Raw genomic sequence first — 21,246 nt, 5'->3', positions numbered from 1 at the left:
TTTGGAGTATATATTTCTAGTTTTTTTTCCATAGTTTCTTGAATTCTCCGTTTCTGCGGGCGCATAACCGCTAACGTCTCGTGGCTTGGCGTCAGTTGGGGATTTGGTTAGCCAAATGTATCGATTTAAAAACCAACTTTCAAGTACAAAACCAACTTTGATAAAGCCTAAAACCCCAATTGCGCCAAACCGCTGTTAGCGGATGTCTTATTAATTTATTGTTAATTCAAAACTATTTGGATAGTTTTCTTTTTTAAAGAATAATAATGATATAAACGGAATAAATATTAAAGGTAAAATTACTTTTTTGGCAATAATTAATTGAATAATTACGCCAACAATAGCAATTCCAATTAATATTCCTAAACTTAATTTGTAAGTTGCGCTTGCATTAATTGTAATTGTTAATTGTTGTCCATTTCTTAAATTTAGCTCTTTTCGGATTGTTGTATTTTCGTTTTTAATTTCCACAACATTTAGTCCAGCTTCAACTACTAAGATTATTCTATTATTTAAATAATTCACTTCTTTGCAAGGTTTGCCGTTTAAAAACAAAGTGTAAGAATTTGCTCTATTATATACTCCCGTACTTTTTGATGTTCTCACAATGATTTGAGTCTGCTCCATTATAAATCGTTTTTATTTAGTTTTTATTTACAACTTTTAATTTTTTGAATTATTTATAATTTTTTCAATTCAGTCATTAACTTTAAATTCATATTTTTTTCAACTGCGATTTTTTTAAAGATATCCGCTAACGGTTTCGGGCTTGGCGAAGGTGGCGATTTTCACCACAAATGTTGATGCGGAGAACCAAACTTTGATTAACCACAGATGTATCTGCGGAGCACTGAACCGCCACTTTTGCCAAACCCGTGTTATGCGTTCGGTGTTTTGTCTGTCATTAAATTTTGTCTCAATTCTTGTTCATTTATATTCATCGTTTTCATATATTCTTTAAAAGTTTCAGTTGTCTGTGGTATTGCAAGTCCAATTTTCTTTAATATTCCTTCTGTTTCCTTTATGCGGTATGTATCATAAAAACTCGTGTCTTGTTTTGGAAATATCAAGAACCCACTATTTGAACTAAAGCGATACATATAAGCAATTGTCTTGTAGTAAATGCTAGTTGCTTTTTCTGAATTTTCAGAATATGATTGTTGTCTGTCAAGAGGAATATACTTTGCATCCCCAACAGACTTTGGTTCTTCTTTACTTATAAAATCAGGATAAATTGATTGTTTATTATTTTCAAATAGATATTGTCTGTGTTTTCCAGTTTTATTCTCTGGGTGAATAAAATTTTCTTTTAAAATAGTATTTAGATACTCTTCCCAAAGCCAAGCTCCGTCAAATAATAAACCGTAAACTTTATCTTTATTATTACCAAATGTAATTTTCTCGTGTCGTAGAATTTTTAAGCAAATTTTTTGCAAAGCTGAATATTCTGTAAAATATGGATGAGTAATGGGTTTTAAATTACTAGTGATTATCCTTTGTCTTGAATTGCTATTAAATGTTTTATCTGTAACAAATATGAATTTACTTACAATGTCTCTGACTTCACTATCATTCGTTAAAACACCACTTCCAAAAGGATGCATTTTGATGTGTTCAATTGTATGCCTAATAAGTTGTGTTAGATTGTTGTTATAGCTATGTTCTCTTGTTGTATAAGCAATCTTTCCAGTAAATGGAATATTACTAATGATGTGGCGTTTTACATCGATAGTTCCTTTAACATTTGAATCGTTGTATTCCTCTTTTTTATATGCTTTATAGATACCTTGTGAATATGCTTTTTTGAGATAATAGGGAAAGAGATAAAGAAGAAAATCCCAAATATTTTCTTTGTTTGGTGTTTGGTCAAATTTTAAAAGATTAATTGAAAATACCTTTTGCAACATATAATGAAGAAAATAGTCATTGTTTTCGTCTTTTGCAAAACGAGACGAAATTGTAAGTTGTGTTGAATTTCGACCAATGAACCCCATTAAATTATATGTTGTCAGGTTTTCATCATCTAGTGAGAAAATATGTGGCTTTTCTACATCGTCTCGAAACTTACCAAATGAATGAGGAAAAATAAGCAAATCAGGATTTTCCTTTTGTAAATCCAAAAGGTTTCTGTTTGCTATAACTGACAAATCTGCAATGTTCAAATTGTCAAATTTATCTATACTTTTCCCGCCATTGTTATCAGTTGTTCTCATTAAACAGTAAATGCATTTTTGAGTAATTCAATTTTCTCAAAGCTATCAGGCATTCCTCTCAAATATTCTTTTAGTAGTGGCTCAATCCGTAAACTCCAAATGTTGTCAATATCCTGTCTAGCATTGCCGTTCGAATCTAAAAAATATGCAGCTCCAATATGATAAGAAGGATTTAGACCATCTGTATTTGAAATTTGCTCGTTTAGTTTTAACATTCTTTCCTTTGTATTCTGTGGTAAGTTCATATTATCTGCACTTTGCACCGCTGTAATTTCTATCCAAGTAAAACGTCTTCGCATTGCAAAATCGAAACTTTCAACACTTCTGTCTATGTCGTTCATTGAGCCGATTATATATACGTTTTCAGGCACATAAAAAACTTCTTTCTCGTCACTGTGTAAATTTGAATACTGCGTTTTAACTGCTCCTTTTTTACCTCTATAGCTCGGGTCAATGGAAAAGAATAATTCACCAAATATTTTTGAAATCTCGCCTCTATTAATTTCATCAATTACAAAAACATAGTTTTTAATGCCATTATTAGTGCTTTCTTGATTATTTGTGAATTCCACTAAATCAAAATTGGCTTTCAAATAATTCACAACATCTTCCATATCTTTTTGAAAAGCACCCGAGGGTCTTGATTGCTTTCCTTGATAAGCATCGTAAACATTTTTTTTCGTGATAGTAAAGTTGTATTGTGATGGGGTATTTAAAGAAGAATATTTTAATGAGTCCTTTGAAGATAAGCCGTAATCCCAAGAACCAATTGTTGTTAATGTTCCTTGTGCGATACTATTTCTTATCGCTGTTAATAAATTTTCCCAAGCCAAATCAAAATTGTCAACAATCTCTGAAAATTTTGCCTCTGAAGCTTTTTGGCAAAACGATTTGAAAATTCCGTCTTTAATTTCAAAGCCAATGATTCCGTTTTCATCAGGTGGTGTCGGTCTAAGACCTTCGACAAAGTCTGTATAATCGTATGATGGATGAAATTGTACAAAATTAAATTGTCCGCTTTCTTCTAACTCATCATCGGTTTTTACACCAATCATTTGCTTTGCAATTTGTTTTGCTAAAAATGTTTTACCAGTTCCAGGAGCACCTGTAAGGATGATGTTTTTGGATGATTTGAGTAAGTCTATGTAAGGCTGTATTTGCTTCATTTCTTGTTTACTTTCTTGTTCTTTATTCCATTGAATTATTATTTCGTCAAATCGGTCAAAAAATGATTTGAGATTCTCATTTGGAGGATTGTTGTCAAGTAATCCTAGGTCTTGAACAGAATAGCTTACAACATCTTTAGCATTACTTATTGGATAGCTGTCCTTTACGATTTTTAATCCCACTATTGAATCATTATTCCAAAGAGCGTTGACATTAATTGATGTCTCTTCCCAATTTAGATAACATCCTCTTCCTTTATAAACAGTCGGGTTGATGTTGATACAGATGTCACCATTTGTGTATGACTCCCATTCTTTTATTTGATTTTGAATGTTCTGCCCTTTATGTCCTTGTCCACTGCGATTGAAATTTTTTATGACTTTAATGTATCTGTCGTAACCGTCTCCAACTTTTTGGTCAGTTACGCAGAATTCAAGGTGTGCCATAAAATATTCTAGAAGCTTTTTAAATTTTTCGTATTCGGTCATTCAATTTCTATTTGTTGTCATTTGTATGGGGTGTCGGGTTTTTACACTGACGCATAACTATTATATATGCGCATAAAATTACAGTCTTTTGTTCCAAATTGGCATGTTATACGCATGTTTTTGTTAGTATTTATGCGTATAATTTTTACTTTATACTATACAAATTTAATTAAAAATCTTACATATCAAAAGGATTGATAATGTTTTTTAAAGAAGTACTACTCACATGTGTATAAATCATTGTTGTTTTCGGGCTACTGTGTCCCAATAGATCTTGTATATAACGCAAATCGGTCCCGTTTTCTAATAAATGGGTGGCAAAACTATGACGAAGTGTATGTAAACTAATTTGTTTTGTAATCCCTGCTTTTTTTGCAGATTGTTGCAATACAGATTGCGCACTTCTACTACTATATTGTTCTCCGTATTGTCCTTCAAATAAGAATGTTTTGGGTTTATAAATAGCATAATACTCTTTTAGTAATTCTAAAACTTTAGTTGATAATAGGGTGTATCGGTCTTTTTTTCCTTTTGCATTTTTTACATGAATCAGCATTCTTTGCCTATCAATGTCAGTAATTTTCATGTTTATGGCTTCACTGATTCTTAGGCCAGAAGAGTAAATCAAAGCCAATAATGTTTTGTGTTTTAAATTAGTGGTCAAATCGATAAGCCTAAACGTTTCTTCTTTACTCAAAACGTTGGGTAATGTTTTTGCATTTTTAGGGCGGTGTATTTTATCGACCATCATCTTAGTTTCTCGAATGGTTTGGAAAAATAGCTTTATGGCGTTCGTTACCTGATTTTGGTAGGAAGCCGAAAGATTATTTTTCAAAATATGTTCGTTGTTGTAAATAATCACATCTTCATTGTTTATATCGGCAACGGCTTTGTCACGATAAAACACCAAAAATGATTTCAGGGCTTCACTATAAGTAGTAATCGTGCTTTCGCTGTAGCGTTTGGAGCGCAGGAATTGCTTGAACTTTTCGATTTGTTCGATACCTTCTGTCGAAGGCAATGAATACGATACAAGAGGGATCTTAAAACGAACTCGATTTTCCTCCGTATCTGGAAGATGCCAAGCCACCAGAGATTGGCTCCAGCGCGAACCATCCAGTTTCTTGATCCGAGCTATTAAATCAATATCTTTTTCGAAATAGACTGCGATTCGCTTTTCCTTTTTATGGGTAATAATTTTGGCTTCCCATTTCATAATCAATGCTTTTAATGTACCAATATAATGAATAAATTTTAAATTAAAAACACCATCAACTTTGCAAATAAAATTGCCAACTTTGTGGTTAAATATTATTTTATGAAAATAAACCCAAAAAACGGAATCGACAAGCTCCTTTTCGGTATGAAACAAAACGACGTTATCGCTCTTTACGGAAAACCCAACCGAAATTATAAGGACGAAGACGACAATGTAATTTTTGCCTACAACACGCTGAAAATGCGTTTGACGTTCTATCAAGAAGAAGAAATGAAACTGGGTTATATTGTGGCTTCGAGTCCTGACTTGGAATTATTTGGCAATACAATCATTGGTAAAAAAATAAGTGATGTCAAAAAAGATTTAACTACCAAGGGCATTACTAAATTTACCCAAGAAGATTTCGATACTTTCGAAAACTATTTCAACGAAGACAATTGGTTCATCCTGCAAACGGAGTTTGACGAGGTAGTGAAATTCGAGATTGGCGCCATCATCAATGCCAAGGATGAGTTTGACTGGAAGTTTGGGAAGAAATAAGTTCGTTTTGTGTTGAATGGGACACGGATGACACAGATTTGCTTCGCAATAACACGGATAAGAACGGATTTCTTATCTGTTGGATGGGGAATAGTATTTATAATAATATCAAAAACGCATATAAAATAGTCCAAAATAATAAACTATTTGTCAATCCGTAGGAGTCTCGACGCACGAGAGAAGCGACGCTTTACAGCCTGACAAACGAAGTAGAAAGAAGGAATTAAAAAGCAATTTGTTTGGTATAATTCGCTTTATATACCTATTCTATTTTAAAATAACAAACCCTACAAGTAGCAATTACTTGTAGGGTTTATTTTTGTCATTTCGATGAAGGAGAAATCGCATTAGTTGCTCACATTAGTTGCTCCTCGTTATGAGATTTGCTTCTTCGAAATGACAAATTAGGGTCTTAATTATTTTGGTTCTGCTTTGCTTTCGATCATTTCGATTTCGAAAATTAATGTTGCATTGGGCGGAATCACACCACCTGCACCCGCTTCACCATAAGCAAGTTTCGATGGTATATAAATGATGGCTTTTTCTCCAAAAGAAATTAAGCTCAATCCTTCGAGGAATCCCGGAATCATACCGTCTTTTTTTCCGGCTTCAAACGGGAATGCTTTGTATCCGTTTTGGGTATCTCTATTGGCATCGTATTTTCCGTAAGCCTTGCACACATCGGCATAACTGCTGTCAAAAAGGGTTCCATCTTCAAAATAGCCAGCATAATTAAAATAGAAAGTGGTTCCGTCTACTGGTTTTACACCCGTTCCTTTTTGAGTAATTTTATACGCTAATCCAGATGGGGTAGTGGTTGCGGTAGCTTTTTCAGTTGCCAAATAAGCCACTTTTGCTTTGATTACACTGCTGTATTTTTCTTCATACTCTCTTTTGGCTTCAGCCTGAATTGCGGCTTGATTTTTCTGATTTTCAGCATCTATCGCCGCTTGCTTTTTGGCATCTTCGGCTTTGTTGTTGTAATAATCTGCAAATATCTTTGGTGCATCAAATGCTTTGGCTGCAGTTCCTTTTCGGGTAATGGTCATTTTAAGAATCACATCATTTTGTGCAATTTGGTTTACCACATCCATTCCTTGTGTTACGTGGCCAAAGATGGTGTGTTTTCCGTTTAGCCAAGGCGTTTCTTTGTGGGTAATAAAAAATTGACTTCCGTTTGATGTAGGCCCAGAATTGGCCATTGCTAGAACGCCACCTTTTTCGAATTTCGAATCGTTGAATTCATCTTTGAAAGCATACCCCGGACCGCCAGAGCCATTTCCGGATGGATCACCACCCTGAACCATAAAATCGGGAATTACTCGGTGAAATTTAAGGCCATCATAAAAAGGTTTTCCTTTAAGTTTAGCATCGGCTACAAAGGTGTTTTTTCCTTCGGCAAGTGCAATAAAATTGGCTACGGTAACAGGCGTTTTTTTGTATTCTAATTGCACAACAATAGTTCCTTTATTGGTGACAATGGTGGCAAAAATGCCTTCGACAACAGCTACGGTTTTCGGACTAACTTTAGTTGTTGTAGTTTTGGGTGTCGTTTTGGTTGTTGCTACTTTCTTGGCGGGTGTTACAGGTTTTTTGGCTGTTTGTGCCTGAAGGTTCAACATTCCCAAGAATAATAATACTAAGAATTTAGCTTTCATTTTAAATGATTTTTTAAGGTCTGACTTTAATCTCTCTAGGTTTAATTCCTCGAAGGGCTGCTCCGATTTTTTTGCCACAGATTCACAGATTAAAAAAGATTTTTTGAAAATCTGTGAATCAGTAGCTATTATTTCGATAGTACCTCGGGACTCTTCCCCGTGGTAGTTTATTTGCTTTTATAAATTACTGAGGCATTTTTTCTAATAACTCGATTTCAAAAATAATATTGGCATTGGGCGGTATCACACCACTAGCTCCAGCTTCGCCATATCCCAATCTCGAAGGGATGAAAATGGTGGCTTTGTCACCAAAAGAGAGTTGCTCAATTCCCTCTATAAATCCCGGAATCAAGCCGTCTTTTTTTCCAGCTTGAAAAGGAATGGGTTGGTAGCCACCTTGAGCGGATCTACTGGCATCTAGTTTTCCATACATTTTTAAAATTTCTGGAATACTGGAATCGAATAGACTTCCGTTTTCTAGATAGCCAGCATATTGAATGAAAATATTAGCTCCAGCCTTTGGTTTTTTGCCCCCTGCTTTTTTGGTGATAACGTATTTCAATCCTGTTGGTGTGGTAGTAGTTTTCGCTTTCAAAGCGTCAAATTCAGCTACTTTTTGGTCAAAAATGGCTTGGTATTGCGCATTGGCAGCAGCTTCGGCAGCCAATTTATTTTTTTGATTCTCGGCTTCTATCGTATAGTAATCGCGAAAAGTTTTGCTGGCATCAAACTTTTTGGCAGCTTCACCATTTCGGATAATGGTAACTTTAATCATATGATCGCCTTGCTCAATTTTGTTCACGACTTCCATTCCATTTCCAACAACTTGACCAAAAATGGTGTGTTTTCCTTCTAACCACGGAGTTTCAACGTGTGTGATAAAGAATTGGCTGCTGTTGGTCGCCGGTCCATTATTGGCCATAGCCAAAACGCCTCCTTTATCAAATTTCATTTCTGTGATTTCATCTGCGAATTTGTAGCCTGTATCACCAGAGCCAGTTCCCAATGGATCTCCACCTTGAATCATAAACTCTGCAATGACTCTGTGAAATTTTAATCCATCATAAAAAGGTTTGTTTTTAAGATTTTCGTTGGTGATGAAATCATTTTTTCCTTCGGCTAATGTTATAAAATTGGCTACAGTAATGGGCGTTTTGTCATAAAATAATTGCGTAATTATGGTTCCTTTGTTGGTTTCGATTTGGGCATATAAACCGTCAGGAAGGTTGTTTTTTTCCTCTTTACAAGAATATAAGGAGGCTGCAGTTAGGACTGCTAATAAGAATAGAATGCTTTTTTTCATTGGGAATGTTTATTGGTTAATGTGTCTTTATTAGTGTTTATGATTTTTGTTTGAATGGTGGGTTCTTCACCTGGAACTTGATTTAACGCATCGGTTTTCCTAAGCAGAATTTCTTTTTTGAAAGCGGCTTCTGAAATGAAATTGTGCAACGTCACCGTGCAAAGCAAAGGTTGATTGGGACCAATTTTCTTTTCGTCACCGTGATAACCATAGGCAATGTGAGAAGGAAAAAGGAAAATTACTTTCTCTTTTTTGCGCATCAGTTTGATGCCTTCACGCAAACCAGTCATTATGTTTTGCTTATCGATGGCATAAGTTTGAGGTCGTAATTCCAATTCCGAATAGATGATTTTTCCCTTCAAATCTTTTATTTCATAGTTAAAAAAGGCTACGTCTCCTTTTTTTGGAGTTAAAGTGTCTAATGTATTTTGAACAACATAAGTGTACCAATAGCCATTGGTAGAAGCAATAAATTTTACTTTTGGGTTCCTTTTTATTACGGAATCGATTTGATCTTCTTCTGTAGAAACGAGCTTTTTGTTTCGTTCAGCCGATTTTTTCATAAAAGTTCCAGATGCTTGTGAAACAGGTCTGCGGGCTTCCTGATTTTGTTTGCAACCGGAAACCAAAAGAGTCACCAAAAATGCCAATAGAATTATTTTACTGTTGTTCATAATGCGTTATATTTTTAGTTTACTAACTAAATCTTCAAACTTTTTAACGGTTTCTTCCATCGATACTTCTGATTTTCCTCCTGCTGCATTGCGATGACCTCCGCCGTTGAAGTGCGCTCTGGCAAAAAGATTCACATCAAAATTACCTTGCGAACGAAGTGAAATTTTGATGATTTTCTCGTCAGTATTTTCAATAAAAATAGCGGTAAACACAATTCCTTTGATACTCAAACCATAATTTACGATGCCTTCGGTATCTCCTTTGATGTGGTTGAAATGGTCTAATTCATCTTGGGTAAGCGTGGTATAAGTGGTTTTCTGCTCCGGAAAAATTTTCATATTTTGGAGCGCTCTTCCTAATAATTGCAATCTATCGTACGAACTATTATCGTAAAGAAGTGCTGGAATTTCACTGTTTTCGACACCTAAATCAATCAAATCGGCGATGATTCTATGAGTTGTTCCCGTTGTTTTTGGGAAACGAAACGAACCGGAATCGGTTAAAATTCCAGTATAAATACAAGTGCCAATGGTTTTGTCGATGTCTGATTTTTTGCCAAGAGCAGCAATAAAATTATATAGCATTTCGCAAGTGGAACCGAACGAAGTGTCAGAGTAAGTAACTGCTGCATAATCATCTGGTGATTGATGGTGATCTATCATTACGAATGGAACTTTTAGCTTGTTCAGCACATTTTCCATTTCGCCCACACGGTGCAATGCATTGAAATCTAAAGTAAAAATCAAATCTGCTTCTTCAAGTATATTTGTGCAGTTTTTTTTATCTTTTTCGAAAATTTTTACGGTTTCGGAGCCTGGCATCCAAGCAAGAAAATCAGGAAATTCATTGGGAGAAATCACAACAGGATGGTGATTGTTTTTTAGTAAAAAATGATACAATCCAAGAGTTGAACCCATTGCGTCTCCATCAGGACTTCGATGCGGAATTATGGCAATTTTTTTTGGTGTTGCTAATAACAACTGTATCGCTTGTATGTCTTGTTCTTTCATATGTGTAAATTATATTTTTCAGCGGTCACATATGGTATGCTTCGCCAATTCGCCTATGCTCGGGTCGCCTTTTTTATTATTGGTGTTTGCTTAGGCAAACTTTTAGTTAGTGGCGATTTCATAGGTTGCGAATTTACATTTTTTTAATGTAATGTTGAAAACATTTAAAGATTTAACAAACTTTTACAATACTAAAAATCTTCTAAATCTTTTCTTTTAAAACGTTGATACAACTTGTATTTAGAGCCTTTAACGATTTGAGAATTGTAAATTCCTACCGAACCCGACGAATAGTAAGCCACCACGCAGGCAATTCCAATGAATAAGCCACTTTCTATACCAAAAAGTTCCATTCCCATAACCGTGCAAGCAATTGGAGTGTGAGTGGCTCCCGAAAATACGGCTACAAATCCCATTCCTGCCAAAAGTGCTACAGGTAAAGGAACAATTGTAGATAAAGCGCTGCCTAATGTGGCGCCAATAAAGAAAAGTGGTGTTACTTCGCCTCCTTTAAATCCAGCACCAAGTGTGAATCCTGTAAAGACTATTTTCAGTATAAAATCATACCACGGGTTTGTTGCGGAGAAGGATTCGACAATAGTTGGAATTCCCAAACCGATGTATTTTGTGGTTCCAATGCCATAAATAGCTAAAGCTAAAATAAGTCCGCCAATTAACGGACGTAGGGGAGGAAATGAGATTGTTTTTGAAAATAATTTTCCCCAAAAATGGGTAGATCTTGAAAATAACATCGATGCAAAACCAAAGATTATACTAACAATAATAATCCATCCTAGTATTGTCACCGTTATTTGGGGTACAATTGGAATGTGATAATGGGTATGTGCTACTTGCCAAAATTCGACTGTAAAATAAGCTACATACGCGGTAAGGAAAGATAAAGCGATACTCTTGTAAGTGATTTTGCTGAAATACAAAACCTCTAAAGCAAACAAAGCTCCTGCCAAAGGGGTTCCAAAAACCGAAGCAAAACCTGCACTGATTCCCAGAATAATGAGTGTTTTTCTGTCGGAATTATTAAGTTTAAACAAACCTGTGAATTGATCAGCGATGGCACCACTCATTTGTACAGCGGTACCTTCGCGACCTGCTGAACCACCAAAAAGATGGGTGATTAAAGTGCCGATAAGCACCATCGGAGCCATTTTGAGCGGAATGGTTTTCTTGGGATTTTCGTATTCTTCCAGCAATACATTATTGCCTTTTATTACATCAGTTCCGTAAAAATGATACAGTAGTCCGATGCAAAGTCCGCCAATTGGCAAAAGCCAAATAATCCAATTGTGGTGTTCTCTATATTGAGTTACCCATTCTAAGGATACCAAAAAAAAAGCCGAAGCACAGCCCGAAAAAACGCCTATCAAAAGACAAATGAAAATCCATTTGGTGATGAGAAGAGAGGTTTTTTTTAGGTTCATTCTTAGGGTATTGGACTTTTTTAGCCGCGAATTACACAAATTTACACGAAAAATCAGCTGTTCTTCTCACACTAATCCTAAAAATTAGTGACAATTAATTTTAAACTGTACTTAAATTGTGATAATTCGTGTAATTCGCGGCTTATTTTTTTAGAAGAAATTATTCAGCAGCAACAGCCGTAAATTCAATTTCAACCAAATATTCTGGAGCTACTAATTTGCTTATTTCATAAAAACCAGTCGCTGGTTTGATGTCTTTGAAAAAAGCAGCGTGGGCTTTGGCAACCGCTTCAAAAGTTGTAATATCGGTAGTGAAAATTCGAGTGCGAATCACGTCTTTCATTCCCACATTCAAGTCTTCGAGTACTTTTTCGATTCTTTCCAGAATGTTTAGAGTTTGTGCATAAGCATCATCGGCTTTCACTTTTTCGCCATCGACAATGGCAACAGTTCCTGATACTTCAATGATATTTCCAATGCGAACCGCACGACAATAGCCCATTTTGTCTTCCCAAGGTGATCCTGTCAATATGTTTTCTCTTTTCATTTTGTTTGTTTTATTTGTGTTGTGTTGATTTTGAATGTTTTGAAATTTAATTCTATTTCCGGTATATTTTGTGCAATTTATAAAAAAAAGAAGAAATAAAAAATCCGGATTTAAATCTCTAGGTTTAATTTCTCGAAGGGCTACTTCGATTTTTTTGCAACAGATTGTTTCGCCTGTTTGCTATTGCTCGAGTCACCGATTAAAAAAATATTTTTGAAAATCTGTGAATCTGTTGCTATTATTTAGGAAGTTTAATTTAAAAGTTCAATGAGGTAAAGTATTCTTGGAGTTACATAATTTACGGATATGAAATAAATTCTGTTATTGAATGTTATATAAGAAGAGTTGAATCACACTAATTTTCGGTTTTAGACTTAAAATGCATTGATTAACTAATTTATAAAAGCAATGAAAAAAATAGTATTATTTGTTATCATTTTAGTGATGTCCTTAAATGGATATTCGCAGGATGAATTCAAGTCCAAATTTAAGGCAATTCCCGCCAAGAACTCGAAAATAAAAAAGGTAATTCCACCAAAAGTAATTGCGCCAAAAGTCACGCCACCCGATGTTGTCAAAGCAGCTGTAGATGATTTTATAAATCCTGAGGCTATTTTTCTGAACAGTAATTTATATAAAAAAGAGTCCAATTCTAGCGGCATTTTTTATAGAAGAAATCAATTTTTAGGAAGTTTCAAAACCAAATCATTCACTTCTACCATTCGGTATAAGGATGCGGCTTATGTGGATGGCGACAAGATTAGAGTTTATTTGAACGATAAGATAATTGAACCCGAAGTTGTTTTGGACGGCGCATTTAAAGGTTTCAAAATAGCATTGGTTGATGGTGTTAACAAAATTGATTTCGAAGCCCTGAACGAAGGTTTCGCTTCGCCAAATACAGCAGAATTTCAGGTTTATGATGATAAGGGAATCGCTATTTCGGCCAGCCAATGGAATGTTGGAACCGGTTATAAAGCAACTATAATATTGGTTAAAGAATAGGGTGTTCCGTTGTAATAGTAAAATATACGCCACAGATTCACAGATTTTTAATATAAGTTACTTTGAAAATCTGTGAATCTGTGGCTAGTTTTATTTGTGAATGCCTTGTCAAAGAATAAAACTCCAAAAAATTTTTATGTAATTTTTGTGACTTTAGCTATTTGATTTCTATTATTTTTGAACTTTTTAAATATTGATTCATCAATAGGAAAAACAATATGAAGCGATTTCTTTTTTTTATAATAATAATAGGTCTGAGCTCAAAAGCTTTTGGGCAAATTGAATTCAAGCCTAAATTCAAAGCCATAAAACCTCAAACGACCATTGCAAAACCAAAAAAAGAAAAAGATATTCCTCCTCCAACCAATTTTGCCAAATTGGATTTGCCAAAAATTGTAGCTCCCAATGTATTGAAAGAAACAAATATTTTTGGCACTAAACCCAAACCTGACAATTCTTTTGAAATAGGAACTCCCGAGAATCATTTTTCGATGACTCCAAAAAACAAATTTGAGCATAAACTAGGCGATGTTTATCAAGACAAAATGACCAAGGATTTAAGTAAAACAATGATTAGGGAAGGGCTGAAAGAAGATAAAAGTCTTTTAGACAGAGTTGACAGATACCTTGGTGAATACCGAACTAAATCTGAATATTTTACTGTCAAATACCGAGATTATATAGTAATAGATGGCGATTTAATAAATGTTTATTTAAACGGTAAATTATTGCGTTCGGGTTTGTATTTGAATTCTGAATTTGGGGAATTCAGAATTCCTTTGAATCTTGGCTTAAATGATATTGAATTTGTTGTTGCAAGTATGGGGACTTCTGGCGGAAATACGGCGGAATTGCACGTTTTAGATGATGTTAATAGAGACATTACTACTGAGTATTGGAATAACTTAGCTTTGGGTGTTAAAATCAAAATGATTGTTATTAGAGAGTAATTTTAATTTTTCTAATTTTCGATTTTTCATTCCCGATAATAAAAAGTATTTTTGCCAAATGCAACACAACGTACTTATTTTAGATTTCGGATCGCAATACACACAACTTATTGCCCGACGAGTTCGCGAATTAAATATATTCTGCGAAATTTTTCCATACAATCATTTTCCTGATGATTTATCATCTTATAAAGCGGTAATCCTTGGCGGAAGTCCATTTTCTGTTCGCGGAGAAGATGCACCACACCCCGATTTATCTCAAATTAGAGGAAAATTACCAATGCTTGCCGTTTGTTACGGAGCACAATATTTAGCGCATTTTAGTGGTGGAGAAGTAGCCTCGTCTAATACCAGAGAATACGGAAGAGCTAATTTATCTTATATTAAACAAGATGAAATTTTTTTCGAAGGCGTTTCTGAAAATAGCCAAGTTTGGATGAGCCATAGCGATAGTATCAAGGCGTTGCCAACGAACGGTGTAAAGCTAGCGAGCACGCATGATGTAGAATTTGCTGCTTATAAAATCGAAGGCGAAACAACATATGCCATTCAATACCATCCCGAAGTTTTTCACTCTACCGATGGATCTAAAATGTTAGAGAATTTCTTGGTAAAAATTGCCGAAGTTCCTCAAAATTTCACGCCAGGTGCTTTTGTTGAAGAGATTGTAGCTGAAATGAAAGAAAAATTGCAAGACGATAAAGTGGTTCTTGGACTTTCTGGAGGTGTCGATTCGACTGTAGCTGCGGTTTTATTGCACAAAGCCATTGGGAAAAATCTCTATTGTATTTTTGTCAATAATGGTTTGCTTCGAAAAGATGAATACCAAAGTGTGTTAGACCAATACGAAGGAATGGGTTTGAACGTAAGAGGAGTTGATGCTTCCCAACGGTTTTATGATGCATTAGCAGGAGTTTCTGATCCAGAATTAAAAAGAAAAGCCATTGGTAACGCGTTTATCGAAGTTTTTGATGTCGAATCGCATCGCATTGAAGACGTAAAATGGTTGGCACAAGGAACAATTTATCCCGATGTAATCGAATCGGTTTCGGTAAAAGGACCATCGGCAACTATCAAATCGCATCATAATGTGGGTGGTTTACCTGATTATATGAAGTTGAAAGTCGTGGAACCGTTGCGCATGCTTTTCAAAGACGAAGTGCGTAGAGTAGGAGCAAGTTTAGGGATTGATCCAGAATTATTAGGAAGGCATCCTTTTCCAGGACCTGGATTATCGATTCGTATTTTAGGCGATATTACATTAGAAAAAGTACAAATTTTGCAAGACGTAGATAAAGTTTTTATTGATGGATTGAAATCTTGGGGATTGTATGACCAAGTTTGGCAAGCCGGAGCGATTTTGCTTCCTGTAAATAGTGTAGGAGTAATGGGCGATGAGCGTACTTATGAAAAAGTGGTAGCGCTTCGAGCAGTACAATCTACTGACGGAATGACTGCTGACTGGGTCCATTTGCCTTATGAATTTTTGATGAAAGTTTCTAACGATATTATTAATAAAGTGAAAGGGGTAAATAGAGTGGTGTATGACATTAGCTCAAAACCACCAGCAACCATCGAGTGGGAATAATATAATAAGGATTGTTTTCGAACAATAATTATGTGAATTATATAAAAACGGTATCAGATTTTGGAATAAAATTTGATACCGTTTTGCTATCTTTGAAAAACTAATTTTTTATAAAAAAGAAGGATGAAATATTTTATAGCAGCGTGTTTGGTTACTTTGGTTTTTTCTTTAAACGGATTTTCTCAAGAAAAAAATACAACTCACAAGGTTGAAAAAGGGGAAACGATTAGCCAAATTGCCCAAAAATACAATGTCACCCCTTATGATATTTATCAATTAAACCCCGATGCGCAAGGTGGTTTAAAACCTAATAGTATTTTGCTGATTCCTAAAAAAGGGAATGCCAAGAAAACAATTGCTAAAGTTATAACGCATAAAGTAGAACCCAAAGAAACTTTATTTGGTATCGAAAAAAAATACGATGTTTCGAATGAAGCTTTGAAGAAGGCCAATCCCGATTTAGAAAAATTAGGACTTCAAATAGGGCAAACTCTTGTTATTCCATCGAATACAGTTGCAAAAACGACAGTTTCAACTCCAGAAAAAGTGGTGTATCACATAGTGTTTCCCAAAGAAACCAAATATTCCATTGCTAAAAAGTACGGAATAACCATCGAAGAATTGGAAAAACGAAATCCCGAAATCATTCCTAATTTGGCCATTGGACAAAAATTAATAATCAAAGGAACTGCTCCAAAAGTGGCAGTTGTGGTACCTCAAAAGGAAACGGTAAAACCCATTATTCCAAAAGTTTCTCCAAAAATTAATTATATTGATTATGCGGTAAAACCCAAAGAAACCTTATACAGCTTGTCGAAAATGGGGGGTTTGTCACAGGAAAATTTAGTGAATTTGAATCCCGCTTTGGCCAATGGTGTTGAAGTAGGAATGGTTGTAAAAGTACCTGAATCGGCTTCTTTTCCGCAGGAAGTTGTAATTAAAAAAGCGTACACTTTATTGTCAAAAAACTCGAATGACAGGAAAAAACTGGTGTTGTTGTTGCCTTTTAATTTAACTAAAATAGAAGGAGATACGGTAAATTCGATTACCAATCGTTTAAGGAAAGATAAGTTTTTGAATATGACTTTGGATTTTTATTCTGGTGCATTAATGGCGATAGATTCTGCTAAAAGTATTGGAGTTGCTGTAGATGTAAGTATTTTTGATTCACAGGAAACCAAAAACAGTTCGAATATTTCGACGCTCCACCAGCAAAATAGTTTGGAATCTGCCGATGCCATAATAGGTCCTTTTTATCAAAATAATGTCGAAAAAACGGCTGCTTTATTGCGTAATAGTAATGTTGCTGTAATTTCACCATTATCGAAAGATATTGGCGAATCGGTACCCAATTTATATCAAACTATCCCAACAGCCGATGCTTTGAAAAGAGCCGTTTTCGAATATATGATCGCAAAAGGAGGAAATATTATTGCAGTTGTCGATAAGAAAAAAGAGTCGGTAAGCCAATTTATAAAGCAAAATTATAGTCAAGTACAATTTGCCAGTTTGCAAGAAAACGGAACATTATCGGCAGAAAGCTTGAAAAGTTTACTCGTAAAAGACAAAATGAATTATGTGGTTTTGGCTTCAGAAAACACAGGGATGATTAAGTGGACAATGTCGACAATGATGAGCGTTATGGCAAGTTATAGTTTAGAATTGGTTATTTTTGAACCTAACGAAACCTTAGATACGGATGAAATTAGTTTTGAGAATTTGACCAAATTAAAACTAATGTATCCCTCGATAACTCGTGAAAATGAATCAGCCGAAGCGCTAATTTTCGAAAAAGAATACAGAAAGAAAAACAAAATTTCGCCAAGTACGTATGCCACTCGTGGTTTTGATGTGACTTTTGACACGATGATGCGTTTGTCGCAAGGGAAAAGCTATCAAGAAACGGTCGATTCTACAGCTACAGAGCAAGTCGATAACAAGTTTGAATATTATAAAAAACCGGATGGCGGCTATACCAACAAAGGAATTTATATCTTGTATTATGATACTGATTTGACTATCAAGGAAGCTGAGTAGCAAGTTGGCAGATTTCAGATTTCAGTAAAATAGAGAGGCAAGCAATATAATTTTTATGTAAAAGTTCCATAGGAACGATTCATATTGTAGCAACGGATTTTAATCCGTTGAATAAAATAAGAATATTGTAGCAACGGATTTTAATCCGTTGGAATAAAATAAGAATATTGTAGCAACGGATTTTAATCCGTAGAATAAAATAAGAATATTGTGTAGCAACGGATTTTAATCCGTTGAATAAATAAATAGAAATAATAATTAAAACATGACCTCAAAAGTAACTTATTTAGGTGATTTAAGAACCTCGTCAATACACGTGCAATCGGGAAGCGAAATCATTTCTGATGCACCATTAGACAATAACGGAAAAGGGGAAGCATTCTCTCCAACTGATACTGTTGCCAATGCTTTGGCCAGTTGTATGATGACCGTTATGGGAATCAAAGCAAGAGATTTAAATGTTGATTTTACGGGAGCTACAGCAGCTATGACCAAAATTATGCAAGCCGAACCGAGAAGAATTAGTGCTATCGAAATTGTTTTTGATATGAACCTTGCTACCGATGAAAAAACGAAAACCATTCTAGAAAGAACCGCAATGACTTGCCCTGTTTTCTTGAGTTTGAATACAGAAATCGAGAAAAGGATTAGTTTTAATTGGAAGTAGGAGGAGTATTAAATATTAAGAAAAAAAATAGAGTAAAGAACAACAATTTTAGTGCTCTATACTCTATTTTTTGGTTTTTTTTTTCTCTTTAAATTGGTTTAAATACGCAATGGTTTTGTAATCAATCTACCATTTTATAATCACACTTCCCCAAGTGAATCCGCTACCAAAAGCAGCCAAAACCACAGTGTCACCCGATTTGATTTTTCCTTGTTCCCAAGCTTCGGTCAAAGCAATTGGAATAGAAGCTGCGGTGGTGTTCCCGTATTTTTGAATATTATTGAAAACTTGATCGTCAGTCAAATTGAATTTCTTTTGGATATATTGGGATATTCTCAAATTCGCTTGGTGCGGAATTAGCATATCAATATCCGAAACCTGCAAACCATTGGCTTGCAAACCTTCATTAATCACTTCGGCAAAACGAACAACTGCATTTTTGAACACAAATTGCCCATTCATTTGACCAAAATAACTAATATCTTCAGGATCATTATCCGCTAGAATGTCGGTTACCCAACGACCTCCCATTCCTGGTGCTTTTACGTATAATTCTTCGGCATGTTGCCCTTCGGAATGCAAATGTGTGGATAAAATTCCTTTCGACAAATCTTCTTCTCTACTCATAATTGCTGCACCAGCTCCATCGCCAAAAATCACCGAAACGCCTCGACCCCGATTGGTCATATCTAAGCCTGTCGATTGAACTTCGGAACCAATAATGAGTATGTTTTTGTACATTCCGGTTTTAATGTATTGGTCTGCTATAGAAACTGCATATACAAAACCCGAGCACTGATTTCGGATGTCTAATGCTCCAATATTTTTTAATTCTAAATCACGTTGCACCAAAACTCCTGAGCCAGGAAAATAAAAATCAGGACTCAAAGTGGCAAAAATGATAAAATCAATAGCTTCTTTATCAATTCCAGAACGTTCAATAGCAATTTTAGCTGCTTTCACTCCCATAGATGTAGTGGTATCTTCTCCTCGAATGATATGTCTTCGCTCCTGAATTCCTGTTCGCTCCTGAATCCACTCATCATTAGTATCCATTATTTTGGATAAATCGTCATTAGTCACTACGTTTTCAGGAACATAATGTCCTAATCCCGTTATTTTTGAATGGTACATATTGCAATGTTTTAATAAAATTAAGATAACAATTTTAAGAATACTTTAAAATCTAGCACAATGTAACAATAATTTTGAAAGCGCCAATCATTTTTTCAATATTTCAAAAAGTCTTTTTCGTTTATTGAAATCGAAGCTCTTTATAATCAACATCCGTTTTAATAGCTTATTTTTGCCTGTCTAGCAATCTCTCTTTTTTAATGAAAAAATCACTTATTTTTTTCTTCTTAATCCTCACTTCTAGCTATGGCCAAATATCGGGTTGTACGGATGCTCAAGCGAAAAATTTTAATCCAAATGCTATAAATAACGATGGAAGTTGCGTGTATGCTTCCGCTAAAGTCAAAACTAAAACTTCCATAAAATTAAAGGATTCTTTGAGAGAAACTTCCGGTTTGATGGTTTTCGAAAAATTATTTTGGACACACAATGACGATCACGATACCACTATTTATGGTTTGGATTCCAACGGAATAATTCAAAAAAAAATCAAGCTCGAAAAAGTAAAAAACAACGATTGGGAGGAGATTTCGCAAGATAGCAGTTATATTTATATTGGTGATTTCGGAAATAATTTTAAGGGCAACCGAAAGGATTTGCATCTTTTGAGAATCGAAAAAAAATCTTTTTTAACGATCAATCCTGTGATCGACACGATTTCATTTTCGTATTCGAATCAAACGGATTTTAACGAACAAAAAGAAAATCATACCGATTTTGATTGTGAAGCTTTTGTTGTTTCCCGAGATAGTATTTATTTGTTTGCCAAACAATGGAGTCAAAAGAAAACGACTGTGTATGTGTTACCCAAAATCCCAGGAAAATATACGGCTAAATTAAAAGAAACACTTAATGTATCAGGTCTAATAACTGGGGCGACATTATTAGAATCCGGAAAAGGAATCGTACTTTGTGGCTATTCCGAAATACTACAACCATTTTTATACTTGTTGAATGACTATAAAAACAATGATTTCTCGACTGGAAACCAACGAAAAATAAAGCTTCCTCTGCCTTTTCATCAAGTAGAAGGAATCGCAACCGAAGATGGGCAACTCTTTTATATCACCAATGAAGTCTTCAGTAAAAAACCGTTTATAAATGTTACCCAACAAATCCATACGGTCGATTTGAGTTTTTTTTTAAGAAATTAATTTTTAATATTTAACAATGTCAATTAGTGCTGGTGCGTTAAATAATTAGTTTAATTATCAAAAATATTATATTGCTGTTCATTGACATTTTGATTGTTTTGAAAGTTACCCAATAATTCACCTACCGGTGTTTTATCAAAAGCAGATATACTTAAAATTTGCATAATCTGATATATTGACAACTCGCTTTCAACTACTTTTTTCACATATGCGACAATTAAATAGGTGCAAATAGCTGTCCAAATATGTATTTTGACTGCGTTTTGCGAATGTCCCCAAAGTTTTTTAATTACTAAATTTTGTTTTATCCATTTAAAAAATGTTTCTATTTGCTACCTGTTTTTATAAATATACGAGACTTCAAGAGCTGTTACATCAAAATTATTTGTCATAAAAACAAGATAATTGTTTTTATCTGCATCGTAATACTCTATTAAGCGAAGTTTTTCGGG

19 protein-coding genes are annotated in these 21,246 nt (G+C 34.7%); 7 read left to right on the top strand and 12 right to left on the bottom strand.

Going from position 1 to position 21,246, the window contains the following annotated elements; translation table 11 throughout:
* Window positions 1–210: 210 nt before the first annotated feature.
* The 4 genes from FNW17_RS15485 to xerA all read right to left on the bottom strand — a co-directional run bounded on the left by FNW17_RS15485 (window position 211) and on the right by xerA (window position 5,084).
* Window positions 211–627, bottom strand: a complete 417-nt coding sequence (locus tag FNW17_RS15485) for a hypothetical protein (RefSeq protein ID WP_144072124.1) — start codon at window positions 625–627, stop codon at window positions 211–213.
* A gap of 251 nt (window positions 628–878) precedes the next feature.
* Complete coding sequence (locus FNW17_RS15475) at window positions 879–2,213, bottom strand: McrC family protein (RefSeq protein ID WP_144072123.1); 1,335 nt, start codon at window positions 2,211–2,213, stop codon at window positions 879–881.
* Complete coding sequence (locus FNW17_RS15470; protein ID WP_144072122.1) at window positions 2,213–3,868, bottom strand: McrB family protein; 1,656 nt, start codon at window positions 3,866–3,868, stop codon at window positions 2,213–2,215. Before FNW17_RS15470 ends, FNW17_RS15475 begins: the two co-directional genes overlap by 1 nt.
* Window positions 3,869–4,046: 178 nt before the next feature.
* On the bottom strand, window positions 4,047–5,084 hold the full coding sequence (gene xerA / locus FNW17_RS15465; RefSeq protein WP_144072121.1) for a site-specific tyrosine recombinase/integron integrase: 1,038 nt from the start codon (window positions 5,082–5,084) through the stop codon (window positions 4,047–4,049).
* Between the two features lie 102 nt (window positions 5,085–5,186).
* On the opposite strand from xerA, the gene FNW17_RS15460 reads away from it, so the two are divergent.
* The gene (locus tag FNW17_RS15460; RefSeq protein WP_144072120.1) at window positions 5,187–5,627 is read left to right on the top strand and encodes a hypothetical protein; all 441 of its coding nucleotides are present in this window, start codon (window positions 5,187–5,189) and stop codon (window positions 5,625–5,627) included.
* Between the two features lie 416 nt (window positions 5,628–6,043).
* Here FNW17_RS15460 and FNW17_RS15455 read toward each other — a convergent pair whose 3' ends face one another.
* From FNW17_RS15455 to FNW17_RS15430, 6 genes are all read right to left on the bottom strand, one after another.
* The gene (locus FNW17_RS15455) at window positions 6,044–7,285 is read right to left on the bottom strand and encodes a peptidylprolyl isomerase (RefSeq protein WP_144072119.1); all 1,242 of its coding nucleotides are present in this window, start codon (window positions 7,283–7,285) and stop codon (window positions 6,044–6,046) included.
* Window positions 7,286–7,469: 184 nt separating this feature from the next.
* Window positions 7,470–8,588, bottom strand: coding sequence for a peptidylprolyl isomerase (locus tag FNW17_RS15450; RefSeq protein ID WP_144072118.1), 1,119 nt, complete (start codon window positions 8,586–8,588; stop codon window positions 7,470–7,472).
* Entirely contained in the window at window positions 8,585–9,262 is a 678-nt protein-coding gene (gldI, locus tag FNW17_RS15445) for a gliding motility-associated peptidyl-prolyl isomerase GldI (RefSeq protein ID WP_144072117.1), read from the bottom strand. Before gldI ends, FNW17_RS15450 begins: the two co-directional genes overlap by 4 nt.
* A gap of 6 nt (window positions 9,263–9,268) precedes the next feature.
* Window positions 9,269–10,273: a DHH family phosphoesterase gene (locus tag FNW17_RS15440; RefSeq protein ID WP_144072116.1), complete on the bottom strand. Its 1,005-nt coding sequence runs from the start codon at window positions 10,271–10,273 to the stop codon at window positions 9,269–9,271.
* A gap of 191 nt (window positions 10,274–10,464) precedes the next feature.
* On the bottom strand, window positions 10,465–11,712 hold the full coding sequence (locus tag FNW17_RS15435; RefSeq protein ID WP_144072115.1) for a voltage-gated chloride channel family protein: 1,248 nt from the start codon (window positions 11,710–11,712) through the stop codon (window positions 10,465–10,467).
* Between the two features lie 160 nt (window positions 11,713–11,872).
* On the bottom strand, window positions 11,873–12,259 hold the full coding sequence (locus FNW17_RS15430) for a RidA family protein (protein ID WP_143392023.1): 387 nt from the start codon (window positions 12,257–12,259) through the stop codon (window positions 11,873–11,875).
* A gap of 408 nt (window positions 12,260–12,667) precedes the next feature.
* On the opposite strand from FNW17_RS15430, the gene FNW17_RS15425 reads away from it, so the two are divergent.
* The 5 genes from FNW17_RS15425 to FNW17_RS15405 all read left to right on the top strand — a co-directional run bounded on the left by FNW17_RS15425 (window position 12,668) and on the right by FNW17_RS15405 (window position 18,506).
* Window positions 12,668–13,264, top strand: a complete 597-nt coding sequence (locus FNW17_RS15425; RefSeq protein ID WP_144072114.1) for a hypothetical protein — start codon at window positions 12,668–12,670, stop codon at window positions 13,262–13,264.
* A 218-nt stretch (window positions 13,265–13,482) separates the two neighbouring features.
* Window positions 13,483–14,214, top strand: coding sequence for a hypothetical protein (locus FNW17_RS15420; RefSeq protein WP_144072113.1), 732 nt, complete (start codon window positions 13,483–13,485; stop codon window positions 14,212–14,214).
* Window positions 14,215–14,272: 58 nt separating this feature from the next.
* Window positions 14,273–15,802, top strand: coding sequence for a glutamine-hydrolyzing GMP synthase (gene guaA, locus FNW17_RS15415; RefSeq protein ID WP_144072112.1), 1,530 nt, complete (start codon window positions 14,273–14,275; stop codon window positions 15,800–15,802).
* A 123-nt stretch (window positions 15,803–15,925) separates the two neighbouring features.
* Entirely contained in the window at window positions 15,926–17,839 is a 1,914-nt protein-coding gene (locus FNW17_RS15410; RefSeq protein WP_144072111.1) for a LysM peptidoglycan-binding domain-containing protein, read from the top strand.
* A 265-nt stretch (window positions 17,840–18,104) separates the two neighbouring features.
* Entirely contained in the window at window positions 18,105–18,506 is a 402-nt protein-coding gene (locus tag FNW17_RS15405) for an OsmC family protein (RefSeq protein ID WP_143390961.1), read from the top strand.
* Window positions 18,507–18,632: 126 nt separating this feature from the next.
* Here FNW17_RS15405 and FNW17_RS15400 read toward each other — a convergent pair whose 3' ends face one another.
* On the bottom strand, window positions 18,633–19,640 hold the full coding sequence (locus FNW17_RS15400) for a beta-ketoacyl-ACP synthase III (RefSeq protein WP_143390962.1): 1,008 nt from the start codon (window positions 19,638–19,640) through the stop codon (window positions 18,633–18,635).
* A gap of 200 nt (window positions 19,641–19,840) precedes the next feature.
* Between FNW17_RS15400 and FNW17_RS15395 the strand changes: the two genes are divergently transcribed.
* Window positions 19,841–20,794 (top strand): T9SS C-terminal target domain-containing protein, encoded by a 954-nt coding sequence (locus FNW17_RS15395; RefSeq protein ID WP_143390963.1) that lies wholly within the window; start codon window positions 19,841–19,843, stop codon window positions 20,792–20,794.
* Window positions 20,795–20,844: 50 nt separating this feature from the next.
* On the opposite strand, the gene FNW17_RS16400 is transcribed toward FNW17_RS15395, so the two are convergent.
* A complete protein-coding gene (locus FNW17_RS16400; protein ID WP_185965312.1) occupies window positions 20,845–21,000 on the bottom strand; it encodes a hypothetical protein in 156 nt (51 codons plus the stop codon).
* Window positions 21,001–21,246 lie beyond the last annotated feature (246 nt).

Origin of the sequence: Flavobacterium franklandianum (assembly GCF_007097365.1) — a bacterium.
Taxonomy (GTDB): Bacteria; Bacteroidota; Bacteroidia; order Flavobacteriales; family Flavobacteriaceae; genus Flavobacterium; species Flavobacterium franklandianum.
Note: the sequence above shows the minus strand (reverse complement) of the source record. Positions and strands in the feature narration are given on the sequence as shown.

Excerpts from the sequence above, each read along its gene's own strand:
- FNW17_RS15485 (WP_144072124.1), bottom strand. The coding sequence starts at position 627 with ATGGAGCAGACTCAAATCATTGTGAGAACATCAAAAAGTACGGGAGTA.
- FNW17_RS15475 (WP_144072123.1), bottom strand. The coding sequence starts at position 2,213 with ATGAGAACAACTGATAACAATGGCGGGAAAAGTATAGATAAATTTGAC.
- FNW17_RS15470 (WP_144072122.1), bottom strand. The coding sequence starts at position 3,868 with ATGACCGAATACGAAAAATTTAAAAAGCTTCTAGAATATTTTATGGCA.
- xerA (WP_144072121.1), bottom strand. The coding sequence starts at position 5,084 with ATGAAATGGGAAGCCAAAATTATTACCCATAAAAAGGAAAAGCGAATC.
- FNW17_RS15460 (WP_144072120.1), top strand. The coding sequence starts at position 5,187 with ATGAAAATAAACCCAAAAAACGGAATCGACAAGCTCCTTTTCGGTATG.
- FNW17_RS15455 (WP_144072119.1), bottom strand. The coding sequence starts at position 7,285 with ATGAAAGCTAAATTCTTAGTATTATTATTCTTGGGAATGTTGAACCTT.
- FNW17_RS15450 (WP_144072118.1), bottom strand. The coding sequence starts at position 8,588 with ATGAAAAAAAGCATTCTATTCTTATTAGCAGTCCTAACTGCAGCCTCC.
- gldI (WP_144072117.1), bottom strand. The coding sequence starts at position 9,262 with ATGAACAACAGTAAAATAATTCTATTGGCATTTTTGGTGACTCTTTTG.
- FNW17_RS15440 (WP_144072116.1), bottom strand. The coding sequence starts at position 10,273 with ATGAAAGAACAAGACATACAAGCGATACAGTTGTTATTAGCAACACCA.
- FNW17_RS15435 (WP_144072115.1), bottom strand. The coding sequence starts at position 11,712 with ATGAACCTAAAAAAAACCTCTCTTCTCATCACCAAATGGATTTTCATT.
- FNW17_RS15430 (WP_143392023.1), bottom strand. The coding sequence starts at position 12,259 with ATGAAAAGAGAAAACATATTGACAGGATCACCTTGGGAAGACAAAATG.
- FNW17_RS15425 (WP_144072114.1), top strand. The coding sequence starts at position 12,668 with ATGAAAAAAATAGTATTATTTGTTATCATTTTAGTGATGTCCTTAAAT.
- FNW17_RS15420 (WP_144072113.1), top strand. The coding sequence starts at position 13,483 with ATGAAGCGATTTCTTTTTTTTATAATAATAATAGGTCTGAGCTCAAAA.
- guaA (WP_144072112.1), top strand. The coding sequence starts at position 14,273 with ATGCAACACAACGTACTTATTTTAGATTTCGGATCGCAATACACACAA.
- FNW17_RS15410 (WP_144072111.1), top strand. The coding sequence starts at position 15,926 with ATGAAATATTTTATAGCAGCGTGTTTGGTTACTTTGGTTTTTTCTTTA.
- FNW17_RS15405 (WP_143390961.1), top strand. The coding sequence starts at position 18,105 with ATGACCTCAAAAGTAACTTATTTAGGTGATTTAAGAACCTCGTCAATA.
- FNW17_RS15400 (WP_143390962.1), bottom strand. The coding sequence starts at position 19,640 with ATGTACCATTCAAAAATAACGGGATTAGGACATTATGTTCCTGAAAAC.
- FNW17_RS15395 (WP_143390963.1), top strand. The coding sequence starts at position 19,841 with ATGAAAAAATCACTTATTTTTTTCTTCTTAATCCTCACTTCTAGCTAT.